This is a genomic window from Streptomyces sp. N50 (assembly GCF_033335955.1).
In the GTDB taxonomy this organism is placed as follows: domain Bacteria; phylum Actinomycetota; class Actinomycetes; order Streptomycetales; family Streptomycetaceae; genus Streptomyces.
In genome coordinates this window covers 177,644-192,573 of the sequence record NZ_CP137549.1, presented here as the reverse complement: position 1 = coordinate 192,573, position 14,930 = coordinate 177,644, and the positions used below count along the sequence as shown (strand labels likewise).

At 68.5% G+C, this 14,930-nt stretch carries 10 protein-coding genes and 1 pseudogene; 3 read left to right on the top strand and 8 right to left on the bottom strand.

The features are described from left to right. Nucleotides 1-1,021 precede the first annotated feature (1,021 nt). From R2B38_RS00860 to R2B38_RS00850, 3 genes are all read left to right on the top strand, one after another. The gene (locus tag R2B38_RS00860) at nt 1,022-1,432 is read left to right on the top strand and encodes an RICIN domain-containing protein (protein ID WP_318014438.1); all 411 of its coding nucleotides are present in this window, start codon (nt 1,022-1,024) and stop codon (nt 1,430-1,432) included. Between the two features lie 140 nt (nt 1,433-1,572). Beyond that, nucleotides 1,573-4,398 (top strand): galactosylceramidase, encoded by a 2,826-nt coding sequence (locus R2B38_RS00855; RefSeq protein WP_318014437.1) that lies wholly within the window; start codon nt 1,573-1,575, stop codon nt 4,396-4,398. Nucleotides 4,399-4,555: 157 nt separating this feature from the next. Next, nucleotides 4,556-5,524 carry an expansin EXLX1 family cellulose-binding protein gene (locus R2B38_RS00850; protein WP_318014436.1) on the top strand — a complete coding sequence of 323 codons (969 nt, stop codon included), beginning with the start codon at nt 4,556-4,558 and terminating at the stop codon, nt 5,522-5,524. 648 nt (nt 5,525-6,172) lie between these two features. Here the strand turns inward: R2B38_RS00850 and R2B38_RS00845 are convergent. From R2B38_RS00845 to R2B38_RS00810, 8 genes and pseudogenes are all read right to left on the bottom strand, one after another. After that, on the bottom strand, nt 6,173-8,125 hold the full coding sequence (locus R2B38_RS00845) for an RICIN domain-containing protein (protein ID WP_318014435.1): 1,953 nt from the start codon (nt 8,123-8,125) through the stop codon (nt 6,173-6,175). Nucleotides 8,126-9,145: 1,020 nt separating this feature from the next. Further along, nucleotides 9,146-9,346 (bottom strand): annotated as a pseudogene (locus tag R2B38_RS00840) (succinyl-CoA--3-ketoacid-CoA transferase); the annotation flags it as partial. Beyond that, a complete protein-coding gene (locus R2B38_RS00835; RefSeq protein WP_318014434.1) occupies nt 9,346-9,966 on the bottom strand; it encodes a CoA transferase subunit A in 621 nt (206 codons plus the stop codon). The gene R2B38_RS00835 and the pseudogene R2B38_RS00840, both read right to left, overlap by 1 nt. Before the next feature lie 20 nt (nt 9,967-9,986). Further along, a complete protein-coding gene (locus R2B38_RS00830) occupies nt 9,987-10,733 on the bottom strand; it encodes an SDR family oxidoreductase (RefSeq protein ID WP_318014433.1) in 747 nt (248 codons plus the stop codon). After that, nucleotides 10,730-11,701, bottom strand: a complete 972-nt coding sequence (locus R2B38_RS00825) for a fumarylacetoacetate hydrolase family protein (RefSeq protein ID WP_318014432.1) — start codon at nt 11,699-11,701, stop codon at nt 10,730-10,732. The genes R2B38_RS00830 and R2B38_RS00825 overlap by 4 nt, the downstream gene beginning before the upstream one ends. A gap of 108 nt (nt 11,702-11,809) precedes the next feature. Continuing rightward, on the bottom strand, nt 11,810-12,748 hold the full coding sequence (locus tag R2B38_RS00820) for a VOC family protein (protein ID WP_318014431.1): 939 nt from the start codon (nt 12,746-12,748) through the stop codon (nt 11,810-11,812). A gap of 11 nt (nt 12,749-12,759) precedes the next feature. Next, entirely contained in the window at nt 12,760-13,770 is a 1,011-nt protein-coding gene (locus tag R2B38_RS00815; protein ID WP_318014430.1) for an amidohydrolase family protein, read from the bottom strand. After that, nucleotides 13,767-14,930, bottom strand: a complete 1,164-nt coding sequence (locus tag R2B38_RS00810; protein ID WP_318014429.1) for an FAD-dependent oxidoreductase — start codon at nt 14,928-14,930, stop codon at nt 13,767-13,769. The genes R2B38_RS00815 and R2B38_RS00810 overlap by 4 nt, the downstream gene beginning before the upstream one ends.

Here is a 14,930-nt window from a genome sequence, read left to right as displayed (position 1 = left end):
ACATACCCGCAACCCACTGAGCCACTGCTTCCACACGGACCGTCGGGTTCTCCCGGTCGGGCTCCCCTTCCGGTCCTCCGGCGGGGCAGGCACTCTCATCGGACCCCGCCTCATGGCGGGCGGTTCGATCGCCGGGACCCACCTCGCCACCGTCCATTCCTCAAGATCAGGTTCTATCCGCCCGCCGGCGTGCCCGCACGGCCGGCACCGGCGACTCCGTCGTAGAGGCACCGCCGTCGGCCTCCCCGACGGACTCGACGATGGCCCGCGGCGTCGAGGAGGTCGCGCTGCCCACGGCGCCAGGGTATGGGCACCCTTACGTACAGGCCGCTCTCCAGCGGTTGGGCGTCGGACCGCCGGCCCAAGAGCGTTGTCGAGGTCTCCGTCAGGGGGAGCCCCGTCCCAACAGCCTTGCCCGCAGAACTCACGGGTTCGGGAGGTCAACTCCCCTGCGCCTCCAGGCGAATCGACGAGCGGGCCCCGAGGGTGAGTCGCAGAGTCTTGTCCGCGAGTGATGGAGTCGCCGACTCTGGTTCGCGGATCCGATGTTTGATTTTGTTGCACTGCAGCACTTCCTTGCGGAAGGCCTGCTGGCGACGTAGGAAACCGCTGTGCGTCCATACATGGGATGGAAGTTGTGGCTGGCGGCCGGTCGCCACTCTGCCGTCATACGCTCAACTCGCTGAACCAGTTGGAAGCATGGTCCTGCCGAAGAAGTCGGTCAAGGGTCGCGGCAGTTAACCGATGTGACTTACATGGGATGTCTCGGTACACGGACGGTGTCGTATCGCCTTGTCTTAGCGGGTGATGTCGGGACTATTGACTGTGTGGTTGTGAAGCAGTTTCCTGTGTCTCGCGTTTGATTGTGCGCCATCTCGTTGGATGTGATGGCCATGGGATCAAGCCGTCGGTGTGAGCAGCCGTAGCGGGAGGAGCGTGCGGCGAGGGCACCACTCCTTCTCGCGGACGGAACGTGTCGCACGTTCGCCAACGGCCGCACCTGCGATCGAAAGATGCTGACATGGCCAGATCATGGCTTCATCCGCGCGGCCGGGCGATCCTCGTCGCCGACCTCGCGTGGGCGCACGCGGTAACCGCCGGCACGAACACGATCTGCCACTTGCCCCCAGCGAGAACGACGCGAACGCGGCCCGAAGTTCGTCAGGCGCCGGCAGGGAACACCGCGTACAGCGGCAGCTCCCAGCTGTCCCCGCACGCCGAAGGCGGCGGGAACGCGCCCGGCACCAAGGTGAATGCCTGGACGTGCAACAGCCGGACCGACCAGCAGCGGAACCTCAACTCCGACGGCGCCGTCACCGGACCGCGGAGCGGACCGTGCCTGGATGCCAGCGGCGCGTCGACCGCCAACGGCGCCCTCGTCCAGCCGCGGACCCGTAACGGCGGCTCCAGCCGGAGGCGGAGTCTCGGCTGAGCCGCAGTCGACGCCGTACCCGGCCTCCGGGCACGGCCCCCGGACTGCCCGCGGCGCGTCGGACTGCCGACCGCCCAGAGGCGCGTAGATGCCCGCAAGGGGCGATCTCAATAGGTGAAAGTGCCCTCAGGAGGACGTTCATGGCAAGAATCCGTTGGCCGATAGCGGCGCGGCGCCGCTGGCTGGCCGGGCTGAGCGGGATGGTTCTGGCGGCCGGGCTCTCGGTCGGAGTGTCGGCGGCGCCGGCGGTGGCCGCATCGGCGACCACCGTCTCGGTCGACGGCTCGTCGCCGGGACTGACATTCGACGGCGACGGCGCGATCAGCGGAGGCGGGGGGAACAGCCGCCTGCTGGCCGACTATCCCGAGCCTCAGCGCAGCCAGGTCCTGGACTACCTGTTCAAGCCCGGATTCGGCGCGCAGGTCCAGATCCTCAAGCTGGAGACCGGCGGTTCGGGCAACTCGACCTCCGGCGCGGAACCGTCCTTCGAGGAGACTAAGGGCAAGATCGACTGCTACGTCGGGTACGAGTTCTGGCTCGGCGAGCAGGCCGCGCAGCGCAATCCGAACATCAAGCTGTACGGGCTGACCTGGTCGGCTCCGGCGTGGGTGGGGTCGTCCTTCTACAACGCCAACGGCATCCAGTACGTCCTCGACTGGCTGGGCTGCGCCAAGCAGCACGGCCTGACGATCAGTTACGTCGGCGGCTGGAACGAGCACGGCTACGATGCCGGCTGGTTCCCGCAGCTGCGCACCGCCCTGAACAACAACGGCTACGGCAGCGTGCAGGTGGTGGCCGCCGACGCCAATGACTCCGGCTGGTCGACCGCCGACGCCATGGCGGGCAACACGGCCTTCAAACAGTCCGCCGTGGCGCTCGGCAACCACTACCCGTGCAGCCCCTACACCGGCTCCGGCTCCTACACCCAGTGCACCAGCACCGCGACGGCCCGGGGACTCGGACTGCCGCTGTGGGCCAGCGAGAACGGTTCGCTCGACTTCCAGGACGGCGGAGCGCCGATGGCCCGCACCGACAACCTGGTCTACCTGCAGGGCCGGATGGTTGCCAACATCAACTGGCCGATCGTGGCGAGCCTCTACCCCGACGTGTCCTTCCGCGGCCAGGGCCTGATCACCGCCGACCAGCCCTCGTCGGGCGCCTACACCGTGGGCCGTTCCACCTGGGCGATGGCACACACGACCCAGTTCGCCCAGCCGGGCTGGAAGTACCTGGACAACGGCTCCGGCTACCTCGGCGGCTCGTCCTACACCCAGGGCAGCTACGTCACTCTGAAGTCTCCGAACAACCGTGACTGGTCCACGATCATCGAGACCACCAGGGCCTCCGGCGCGCAGACGGTGACGTTCGGCGTCAGCGGCGGACTGTCGACCGGCACCCTGCATGTCTGGTCGACCAACCTCTCGTCCAGCGACCCCTCCACCTGGTTCGTGAAGAACCAGGACGTCACCCCCGACAGCTCGGGGCACGCCACGGTCACCCTGCAGCCGGACATGGCCTACTCCTTCACCACCACGACGGGTCAGGGCAAGGGGACCGCGACGAGCCCGTCCGCCGGGGACCTGCCGCTGCCCTACAGCGACGACTTCTCCTCTTCGGCGCGGAGCAGCCAGCCCCGCTACCTCGCCACGATGGAGGGCGCGTTCGACATCCAGCCGTGCGTGGGACGGTCCGGCAACTGCGTACAGCAGGAGACGCCGGCCCGGCCGCTGGAATGGGGCGGCTTCAACTCCGACACCCGCCCCTACACCGCGGGCGGCAGCGTCAACTGGACCAACTACCAGGTCTCCGCCGACGTGATGAACAAGGTCTCCGGATCCGCGGGCATCGCCGCACGGGTACAGAACGCCGGCGAACAGCAGAACAACGGAGAAGACCCCTCGAAGGTGAAGGGCTACTGGTTCTCGCTGCGTGACAACGGCGGTTGGTCCATCACCCGCTCGGACTTCTCGGACACCGTCGTGACCCTCGCGAGCGGCACCGTGTCGAGCGCGGCCGGAACGGGAAGCTGGCACCACCTGTCCCTCTCCGTCAGCGGCGCGTCGATCACCGGCGCCATCGACGGCACGACCGTCGGCACTGTCACCGACGGGTCCTACAGTGCCGGCAAGGTCGGGCTGTTCACCGGCGGCTACACCGCCGGCGACCAGTTCGCCAACCTGGACGTCAAGCCGCTCGCGGGTACCTCGCAGACGGTGACCGTCCCGTACAGCACCACCGGCAGCGGAACCAACCAGTGGCAGTACTCCGGTTCGTGGTCCGGCGGTGGCGGCAACACCTGGTCCAACACAGCGGGTGACACCGCCACGCTGACCTTCAAGGGCAGCTACGTGGCCCTGGATTCCATCGTCTACGACAGCCAGGGCGTGGTCTCTGTCTCGGTCGACGGTGGCGCGGCGACCTCGGTGGACCTGTACCGCAACTCCACGCAAGGCGTGACCGCGCCGGTGTTCACCGCCGACGGGCTCGACCCGTCGGCGACCCACACCCTCAAGGTCACGGTCACCGGCAACAAGAACTCCTCCTCGAAGGGAAGTTGGGCCTCCATCGCATCCGCCGTCGTCGGGACGCCGCAGAGCGTGCCGTACAGCACCACGGGCAGCGGAACCAACCAGTGGCAGTACTCCGGTTCGTGGTCCAGCGGTGGCGGCAACACCTGGTCCAACACAGCGGGTGACACCGCCACGCTGACCTTCAAGGGCGGCGGCGCGACCCTGGATTCCATCGTCTACGACAGCCAGGGCGTGGTCTCTGTGTCGGTCGACGGTGGCGCGGCGACCTCGGTGGACCTGTACCGCAACTCCCCCCAGGGCGTGACCGCGCCGGTGTTCACGGTCAACAACCTCGACCCGTCGGCGACCCACACCCTCAAGGTCACGGTCACCGGCAACAAGAACTCGGCGTCCAAGGCAAGTTGGGCTTCGATAGCCGGCGCGCAGATCACCTAGCGCTCGGCAGACGCGCAGTCCAGCGGGTTCCGTGCCCCGTGCCGGGGGACGGAACCCGCGGGACTTTCGGAGAAGAAATCACCTTCCCGGCAACCTTTTCGCGTGCGGTGGCCACTGAGGAGTGCACCATCGGCTTTCCTCCACGGAACGGACGGACATGAGCACAACGAGACAGGTCGCGCGGGAGCGCAGGCGCAAGCGCAGATTGATGTTGGGCACGTTGACACTCGTCGCCGCGAGCGTGGTGGTCTGCCTGGTGATGGCCTTGCTGCCCGACGACAAGTCCGACGCGAAGGCGGCGGCGAGCACGACTGTCGCCGCCGGTGAGGCGACGGCGGACGCGCCGCAGACGCTGTCCACCCCGTCGGCGAAGGGGAAGGCGTCTCCGAGCCCGTCGGCGTCCCGGAGCGCGGCCGCCTCTCCGAAGCCGTCCAGGACCACCGTCAAGAAGAAGCCCGTACCGGCCAAGACCACGCCTTCGGCGAACTCCGGGTCCACCACGGCCTCACTCGCCGGACGCATCAAGCCCGGTACCGACTACCAAGGTGTCGCCACCGCCTACGAGGCCGGCGTCGGGGACGGTGCCTGCGGGTTCGGTCCCAGCCCCACCATGATGATCGGGGCGATGAACACCACCGACTACGAGACGGCCAGGGCATGCGGGGCGTACGTGCATGTCCGGGCGGCGAACGGCCGCTCGGTCACTGTCCGGATCACCAATGAGTGCCCACTGCCCTGCGCGCCCGGACAGATCGATCTCAGCCACGAGGCGTTCTCCCAACTCGGTGACCTCCATCTCGGCAGGATCGCGATCACCTGGAACCTGGTCAGCCCCGCCAATCCCGGAAGCCTCTCGGTCCGCTACAAGACCGGCTCCAGCCAGTACTGGTGTGCCGTCCAGGTCCTCAACCACCGCAATCCGGTGGCGGCACTGGAGGTCCGTACCTCGGGAGGCTGGCGGCAGTTGGGCCGCACCTCCTACAACTACTTCCTCTCCGGCGACGGCACCGGCTGCGGCGGCGCGATCAGGATCACCGACATCTACGGGCAGCGACTGACCGTGAACGGCATCGCGATCCGGCCGAACGTCGTCCAGCCCACCAGCGTCCAGTTCGCCCAGCACTGAACCCACGCCACACAAGGCGGCGGCAGCGACTGCGGTTGACCCGCCAGGCGGGCGTGGGGGCCCGCTCGCCGGGCAACTAGGCGCGGAGGTCGCGAGCGAGCGCCGTCATCGCTGAGCCTGGCCAAGGCCTGCAGGAGCGGATGTCGTCCTGAGGTGGCTTCCTTCGGGAGCCATTGATGGCGCCTCTGCAAGATCGATGTCCGTGGGCGCCAGCCGACAGTGCTCGGGGTTGGCAAGGATGGTCTCGACGGCCTGTTGGTCGGCCGGTGCGTCCTGCGCTGCCCTGCTCTCTGGGGTGGGTGACCCGTTCCTGAGGTCGTCGCTGGATGCGTGACGGAGTGGAGGGCGGGACCAGTACCAGGCCCTGGTTGCTCCGACCTCCTGCGCGTTTGATCCGGCGCGGACGAGTTGGTTGATTCCGCTTCGGCACTGGTCGTGCATCGCGGCATCGACCAACAGGTCCGCGTGTCGGCGAGTGAGCTCGGAGTCCGCCTTCGCTGCCCGTCCGATCTCCCAGCGCTTGACTTCGCAGCGGTGATACGGGTGTTCGGTCACCTTCGGCGCCGGAACAACCCAAGCGGTTCGAAGGCGATTTCTCGCGTGCGGGCGCGGTGCCTGAGTGCACCGCGCCCGCGGACGGCGGCAGGGTCAGAAGGTGACGATCTGCCACTGCTGGTGGGCCTGTGACGTGTACGGCTGCTGCTCGACGACGGCCCCGTTGGCGGTGCTGCCCTCGTCGACGGCGAGCGAGAGCCCGCTGTAGCGGTTGACCAGGAAGTAGTGGCCGTCACCGGTGGGTGTGACGGCCCAGTGCTGCTGCGGGGCGCCGGCATCTCCCCAGATGTCGGCGGTGCCACCGTCCGCGCGGGAGAGACCCCCGATCTCCAGGAGCTTGGCGCTGCCCACACCCTTGATCTTGTAGTAGCCGTCGCCGGTCTTGATGAAGGTCCACTTCTGGTTCGTCTGGTCGAGCAAGGGCCACTGCTGGATCGGGGTGTTGTCGGTGGTGCGCCTGCCCACCACGTCGGCGGCCTGGCCGCTGTGCCGGGCGACCAGCCGGTAGACGGTGCTGTCGCCGGGCAGTGCTGTGGACAACAGCACCGGCTTGACCGACCGGCCGCCGATCCTGACGCCGCTGACGTTGGCGTAGCCGCCGGTGGCCCCGTTGACCTGGATGCGTACGAAGCCCACGTTCCGGTTGGGCCACTCGATCACCTTGGTCTTCTTGTCGCCTGCCCAGGTGCCCGCGGCGACCTGGGTGAAGGTGACCCCGTCGGTGCTGGTCAGGATGGTGTACGAGGTGATGTCGCCGTCGGTGGAGTTGCTACGGCGCCACTGCTTGGGCAGGTACTCCAGGGTGGAGACGTTGCTCCACACGCCGCCGAGGTCGATGGTGAGCGACTGCGGCAGCGGCGCCGGCAGTCCCCAGGTGGACCAGCAGGTCTCGTAGCCGTTGTCGCTGAGTCCGTCGATGGCGTTGAACGGACCCTCGCCGGTGTGGAAGCCCGTGGCGTACGCGTTGACCGGTGTGACGGGGTGCTCGGCGCGCAGCAACTGGGTGGGCAGCGGCGGCCTGGAGGGATTGGGGCTCCATGCCGCGCCGACTTCGGTGAGCCGGTTGACGACGTTGGTGTCCAGCAGGCCGTTCCGGTTGGGCGGGCAGTTGAGGATGAACGAGGTGTACCTCGGTTCCAGGTCGGCCAGGTGCGACAGGATCGAGGCCTTGCTCATGAGGCTTTCGGTCGGGGTGGAGGGGTGCCAGAACCAGCCGTTGCTGATGGTCTGACCTTGGGTGGCGGCGTAGGTATTGCCCACGGGCGCCGTGATGCCCATCGGCTCCTCGAAGAAGATCGCGTCGCCGAGGAAGGGCTCCGACAGTGCGCCGAGGTCGATCATGACGCAGTCCGGCTGCAGCTCTTTCACCAGCGAACGGATCGCCTGGTAGGACACGGCCTGCTGCCCCATTTGCCATGCGTAGCCGTCGGTCATCAGTATGTCGATGGTGCCGTAGCCGGTGAGCAGTTCGCGGAGTTGACCGAGGACGAAGGTCATGTGGCTGGGCTGGATGGCATCGGTGATCTGGAGCCCGGACACCTTGTGCCGGCTCTCCCATGCCTCAACGCCGAAGGTGCGGTCCCAGACCGAGTAGTAGAGCCCGACCTTCAGCCCCTTCGACCGGAAGGCGTCGCAGTACGCCTGGACCACATCGTGCTTGTACGAACTGTTCGCGACGTTCTGGGTGCCGTGGGCGCTCGGCCACAGGGCGAAGCCGTCGTGGTGCCTGGTGGTCAGGATGCCGTAGCTCATCTTCGCGGCGGCCGCGGCGTCGGCCCACTGCGCGCAGTCGACACTCGGCGGGGCGAAGAGGGTGGGGCTCTGATGGGGTTCCGCCCACTCCTCGTTGGTGAAGGTGCCCAGGCTGAAGTGGTTGAACATGCCGAACCGCATGTCGACCATCTTGCTGAGGTTGCTCTGGGTGTCCGCGGCGGACGCCTGCGACAGAAGCCCGTTGAAGCCGGGGACGATGGGCAGCGCGGTCGCGGCGGCCGCCGCCCCCGCGGCACTGAGAAACGTACGGCGAGACATTCGTGATGAGGACATGGCTCACTCCTGTCGATCGATGGCATGGGGTGCGGTGACGACGTTCCGGGACAGCCGGCTCGGCCCGGGTACCGAGGTGTGCGCCGGGTGCCGGATACCCCGCCCCGGGGAAAGGGGCAGGGGTCGTCCGAAGGGCTGTGAATACGGCGCTCTGGCGCAACCTGTCGACGGCCCGTGTGCCATGTGACAGGTTCCCGCCCATGCTTGACGACCGGTCCGCGCCTTGGGAGGAGGCGTAGCCGGCGTTGCATTGAGCGGCACGCAGGTTTGGCTGACAGGCCGCACTGTCGCGGTCCGGGAAGGGATTCGTTTCGGGGGACGTGGTGTCGCTCGTGGTGGGCACCCTAAGCAGGGCGCCCGGCGCAGGCGTTACGGCGCCCGCTGGGCGTCAGGCCTTCCCTTCCGGAGAGGGCTCTGGCCGCAGAGATGGAGCCCGCCGTCGGGAGCCGCCATGCCGACGAGAGCTCCTTCGCAGGTGATCGACTCTGACAAAGATCTTCTCCTGGCAGTCCGCAGGAAGCACGCGATGTCATGAGAGAGGCCTTGCAAGCAACGGATGTTCGACACGGCGACATCGGATGTATTAACCGTCATGCGTCCGGGGTCTGTCCAGGGGTCTGACGGAAATAGCCAGATCAATCGCCATGTGGCGCTGACGAATAGCTAATGCCTCTGATTGAGTCTTGGGGATGGATGGTCTAGACATGGGATGTATTACGTCAGTAAATCGGACGTCCGTGCGAATCTAGGGCACCGGCGTAGCGACATCCGGAACTGCAGCCACCCACCGCCTGTCCGTGAACGCGGCAGACCTCGGGCATCATCACCGTGGACAGCAGGGACGGTCGGCGCCCAGGGGCACGTGACCGTTCAGGGCGTCGCCTTTGGCCTCGTGGGAGTGCCCCGCGCCGGATCGATGAAGCGGTGCCGGACCCGGGCCTGTGCGAGTGGTCGACGTTCCGGAAGGTGACACCGGGGGCGGTCCCGACGGGAGCGAGGCCGTCGGGTGTGACGGCCCTGTCCTTCGGTCATGTCGAAGGACAGGGCCGAGTCGGAGTAAGAGGCCCCCGGCAGAGCGGTGACGGTCTCTTTGCCGGCGTTGACGAGATCGGGATCGGCCTCGGCATCGGTCGGGTAGGGGCCGATGCCGAGGTTCACGTAGGAACCGTCGGTGAGTTCGGTGGCGGCGCGGGCAGCCATCCGGTCGCGGGTCCATGGCATCAGGGGCGTGCCGTTCTCTTCTCGATGTGCTTGTCGGCCGCCTGCTCAGGAGTGGAGGCCACGATCCGCTGGACGAAGACGCCCGGCAGGTGGACCTCGTCGGGGTTCGGTTCGCCGGGCCCGACCAGCTCTTCGACCTCGGCGACCGCGATGCGTCCGGCCATGGCGGCGAGGGGATTGAAGTCGACGGCGGCTACCGAGCCGTCGGGGGCGTACCGCCAGGGCAGACCGCCCCGCTCCACCTGCGTTCCCACGCCCGCCGGGGTGCAGAAGGCAGGGATGTCCGTGTCGCCCGCGCGCGGCCGTTCGGCGAGGGTGCCCGGTGGGACCAGCTCGACCTCCAGCTCGCCGGACAGGTACTGGCAAACGGACTCCTCGTTCTCACCGACGTAACCGCCCGTCACGCGGGTGACGCGGCGGCCGGCGAGCAGCAAGCCGAGGCGGCGTCCGTCGACTGTGCCGTTGTTCGACACGACTTCGAGGCCGGTCGCGCCCTGCTCGTGCGGGGCCCGGACGAGGATCTCGGGAACGCCGCCGAGGCCGAAGCCGCCGACAGCCAGTGACGCGCCGTCGGGAATGTCGGCGACCGCCTCGGGCGTGCCGACACGGACCTTGTCCATGGGGGAGGGCCATTCTGCTGCTACCGGAGGAGGGCGTCGAAGATCGATTTGACGCCGCCGTGCGCCGTGAGGCCGCCGTCGACCGGGATCTCGGCGCCGGTGATGAAGGACGACTCGTCGGACAGGAGGAAGACCACGAGCGGGGCGACCTCCTCGACCGTGCCGGTGCGGCCGAGTGGCGTCTCCCGGATGTTCGCCTCGCGGAAGGCGGGCGCGGCGGTGGCGGTCATGGCCGTCTCGATGAAGCCGGGATGGATCGTGTTCACGCGGATGCCGCGGGGCCCCAGTTCCATGGCGGCAGTCTTCGACAGACCGCGCAATGCCCACTTGCTGGTCGTGTAGGCGACCGGGTAGTGACCGCTGAGCGCGGCGGTGGAGCCGACGTTCACGATCGAGGAGCCGGGTGGCATCAGCGGCGCCAGGTGCTGGATGCTCAGGAGAGGCCCGGTGACATTGACCGTGTGGACGCGGGCCATGTCCTCGGCACGTACCTCGCCGAGGCGGGCACGCCAGGTGACGCCCGCGTTGTTGACCAAGCCGTGCACCTGGCCGTACTCGTCGCGCAACTCGGCGGCGAGTTCGGCCCAGTCCTTCTCGCTGGTGACGTCGAGGCGGCGGCAGCGGGGCGCCTCGGTCACGTCGGTGGCGATCACCCGGGCGCCCTCGCGGGTCAGTGCCTCGGCCTCCGCGGCGCCCTGGCCGGCGGCCGCGCCCGTGACCACGACAACCTTGCCGAGGAGCCTCCCCCAGGGATGGAGATCGCTCACGGCCGCTCCCGCGTACGGCGCCGGGCGACGGGAACGGCCGTGGGGTCCGGGCCGGCCACCACGGTGTTGGAGACGGACCCGATGCCCTCGACGGTGAGGGTGACCGTGTCTCCGGGCTTCAGGGGAGGCGGGGACTGCTCACCCCGTACGCCCCACAGTTCAGCGAGACAGCCGCCGTTGCCGCACGTCCCGGAACCCAGGACGTCGCCCGGGCGGACGACGGTGCCCCGTGAGGCGTAGGCCACCATCTCCTCGAAGGTCCAACTCATATTGGAGAGAAGGTCCTTGCCCACGATCTCGCCGTTGATCTCGGCGGTGAGCGCCAGGCGCAGGAAGCCGTCCTCGTCGCGGTACTTCTCCAGCTCGTCGGCGGTGACGAGGTACGGCCCGAGCGTGGTGGCGGTGTCCTTGCCCTTGCAGGGGCCGAGGCCGACCTTCATCTCGGCGGACTGCAGGTCGCGGGCGGACCAGTCGTTGAAGATCGTGTAGCCGACGATGTGGTCGCGCGCCTGCTCGGGGGTGAGGTTGCGGCCCTCCCTGCCGATCACGGCGGCGACCTCGAGTTCGAAGTCGAGTACGTCCGACCCCGGCGGCACGGGGATGTCGTCGCGGGGTCCGTACATCGCGTAGGGGTTGCCGAAGTAGAACGTGGGGGCCGCGTACCACCGCTCCGGTACACCGGCGGCGCCGTCCACGGACCGCCGTACACCCTCCACGTGTTCCTCGAAGGTGACGAAGTCCCGCACGGTGGGCGGTTGGAGCGGTGGCAGCAGCCGTACCTCGGAAACGTGCGGGCCGGCCGGTACGTCGAGCATCACGGAGCCCGCGTCGAGCAGTTCGGGCAGGCCGCCTCCCTCGGCGAGCAGGCCGGTCAGTGAGCTGACACCGGGCAGGGGACGGAGCGTGCCGTCCCCTTCGACGACGGCCACCTGGCGTCGGTCGCGGTACTCGTACGTGGCGAAACGCATGGGCGGGGTCCTGTCGGCGGGGAGGCGGGGGGAACGAGACCGGGGGCGCGGCGGGGAGCCAGGGCATGACAGGGCTGCCGCGCCCCCGGCGGACGGGGGCCCGACCGGTCAGACCGGAGGGGCGACGAACACGCCGTGGTCGACGTCGTTGAAGGACTCCTTGGTGACCAGTTCGTTCATGGGGTTGGCGGTGCCCCACTGATCGGTGACCTCGGGCTGGGAGGAGTCGTAGACGTGGGGGTGCCAGGTGTCCTCGTCCAGTTCCTCCAACTCCGTCGTGTACTCGACGGTGTTGCCGTGCGGGTCGAGGAAATAGGTGAAGGTGTTGTCGCCCGCCGTGTGCCGGCCCGGGCCCCAGATCTTCCGGAAGCCGGCCCGCATCACGCGACCGGAGCCACGCATGTACTCGTCTATGCCACGCATCTCGAAGGAGACGTGGTGCAGGGACGTGTGCGGGCCCTTGGCGATGGCCATGGAGTGGTGCTGGTTGCTGATCCGCATGAAGTGCATGACGTCACCGACGTGCGGATGGCCGAGCGTGTCGGAGAGGCGGAAGCCCAGATGCTGCTCGTACCAGGCACGGGTCGTGTCGAGGTCGGGCGAGTTGAGGACGACATGCGAGAGCTTGACCGGGATCGACTCCTTCTCCTCGATCCTGCGGTGCTGTCGGACCGCCACGTCGGCGGACACCTCGATGGTGCGGCCGTCGACGTCGAAGAAGCGGAAGCCGTAACCGCCGCCGGGCGTGTCCACCTTGCCCGGCTGGGAGATCAACTGGACTCCACCGGCGAGGAGTTGATCGGCGAGTGTGTCCACGTCGGCGGCTGAGGCGGCGCCGTAGGAGACCAGGTCGAGACGCTTCTCGGCGGCCTTGCGCAGCCGTACGACGTACTGCTCGGGGCTGCCCTCGGCGGCGAGGAAGGAGATGCCGGAGTCCTCGGCGACCTGGGTCAGGCCCCAGACTCCGGAGTAGAAGTCGAGCTGCTTGTCGTAGTCCGGCACGGCGAGGTCGACGTGTCGGAGGTGCGTGAGCAGTCGGTTGCTCATGGGGGGCCTCCTCAGGCGAGGTTGAGCAGGGCGGCGGCGTTCGTGCCGCGCACGGAGTGGAAGTCGTGGTCGGTCAGATCCGCCGCGCGGAGGGCGGCCAGTGGGTCGTCCGTGCCCATGTCGAAGGGGAAGTCGGAGCCGAGCAGGACCCGGTCAGAGCCCGCGGTGCGGATCAACTCCCTTAGTACGTACGGGTCGTGGACGAGGGAGTCGAAGTAGAGCTGACGCATGTAACTGCTCGGTTCCCGTGCGCAGTCGTGTGCGTCGGGGCGGGCCCGCCAGGCGTGGTCGGAGCGGCCGAGGTGGGTCGGCAGATAGCCGCCGCCGTGCGCCGCGATCAGCTTCAGGCCCGGATGGCGGTCCAGGACACCCGAGAAGATGAGGTGGGAGAGGGCGACGGCGTTCTCCGTGGGCTGGCCGACGGTGTTGGACAGGTACCACTGGTCCAGGCGCTCGTCGAGTGTGCAGCCGAAGGGGTGCAGGAAGAGGAGGGCTCCTGTTTCCTCGGCCCGCGACCAGAGTGGCTCGTACGCCGGATCGGACAGCTCGCGGCCGAGCGCGTGCGAGGAGATCTCCACACCTCTCAGCCCCTGCTCCACGGCGTGGTCGAGCAAATCGACCGCGAGGTCGGGGTGTTGGAGCGGGACCAGGCCGAGGCCGTACAGTCGGTCAGGGGCCTTCGCGCAGTGTGCCGCGGTGCCTTCGTTGGCCAACCGGCAGACTGTTGCGGCCAGTTGGGGTTCGGCCCAGTAGTGGTAGTGCGACGGTGACGGGCTGACGACCTGGATGTCCACGCCCTGTGCGTCCATGGCCGCCAGGCGTACGGCGGAGTCGGTCAGTTTCGGTACGCGGGCGCCGACCATCGGGCCGCTCACGGCCAGGGCGGCCGGACCGTTGCGGCGCGCGTCGAGGGCGCGGGCCTCGGCGAGGCCGGGATGACCGGCCACAGCCTCCTCCACCTCCGGGAGCAGAAGGTGGGCGTGGACGTCGATCGTCGGGGCGGACCATGCGGTGGCGGTCACGGGCGCTCCTTGAGAAGAGTCATGGTGCGGCCGATCAGCCCGGGCATGTCGGCATCGCGCACGCCGTCCAGCTGCCACTGACCGATCTGCACGGATGCCTCGACGACCGTGCGCACCCGGGGAATGCGGCGGTCGTAGTACGCCTGGAACAGTTCGTCGCCCCAGTCCTGTCCGCTGCCGAGCAGCTCGGCGAGGACGAGGGCGTCCTCCAGGGACATGGCAGCGCCCTGGGCCATGGTGGGCGGACAGCAGTGGGCGGCGTCGCCGATCAGGACCACCCTGCGCTGGTGCCAGGAGCCCTCGACCAACAGGCGGTCGAACCAGGTGTAGTTGATTTGTCTCGGGTCGGTGATGTGCGCGGTGATCTCGGGCCAGGCTCCGCCGTAGCCCTGTGCCAGGCGGCGCATCTCGTCGGCGTAGGCGGCCGGATCGATCGCGGCGCGGTCACGGCATGCCTCGACGAGGTAGGCGTAGATGGTGGTCTCGCTGGTGGGGCAGTAGCCGGCTATGTAGGCGGGGCCGCCGTAGGCGAGGTCGGTGCGGGTCACGCTCGCGGGGCGTGGGGTGGCGATGCGCCAGATGGCCATGCCGGTCGGCTCGGGTTTGTCGGTGATACCGATCGCGGCGCGCGTGGTCGAGCCGACACCGTCGGCGGCGATCACCAGGTCGTAGCGGCCGGTCGTGCCGTCGCTGAGACGTACCGAGACACCGTCGCCGTTCTGGTCCAGGATCTCGGCGGTGGTGCCCAGGCGGATGCTCGCGCCGGAGGCACGGACCGCGTCGATGAGGATCTGCTGCAGTTGGGGGCGCTGCATGCCGAGGGTGGCGGGCAGGTCGTCGCCGCCGGTCTGGATGTCCTCGGCGACGAACAGGACGGTGCCGTCGGGGGTGGTCACGCCCAGCGAGCTGAAGGCGTACCCGGACGCTTCCACCTGTTCCCACACGCCGAGTTCACGCAGGACCCGCAGGGCGTTGCCCTGGAGGGTGATGCCCGAGCCTGTGGTGGCGTTCCAGTCGGGCCTGGCCTCGATCAGGTCCACGTCGATGCCGGCGCGGCGCAGCAGGATGGTGATGGCGTTTCCTGAGGCGCCCCCGCCGATGACCAGGACGGTGGGCGTCTCTCCAGTCTCGGGCCGGGGGAGGGTGGGGCTGTCAGCCAT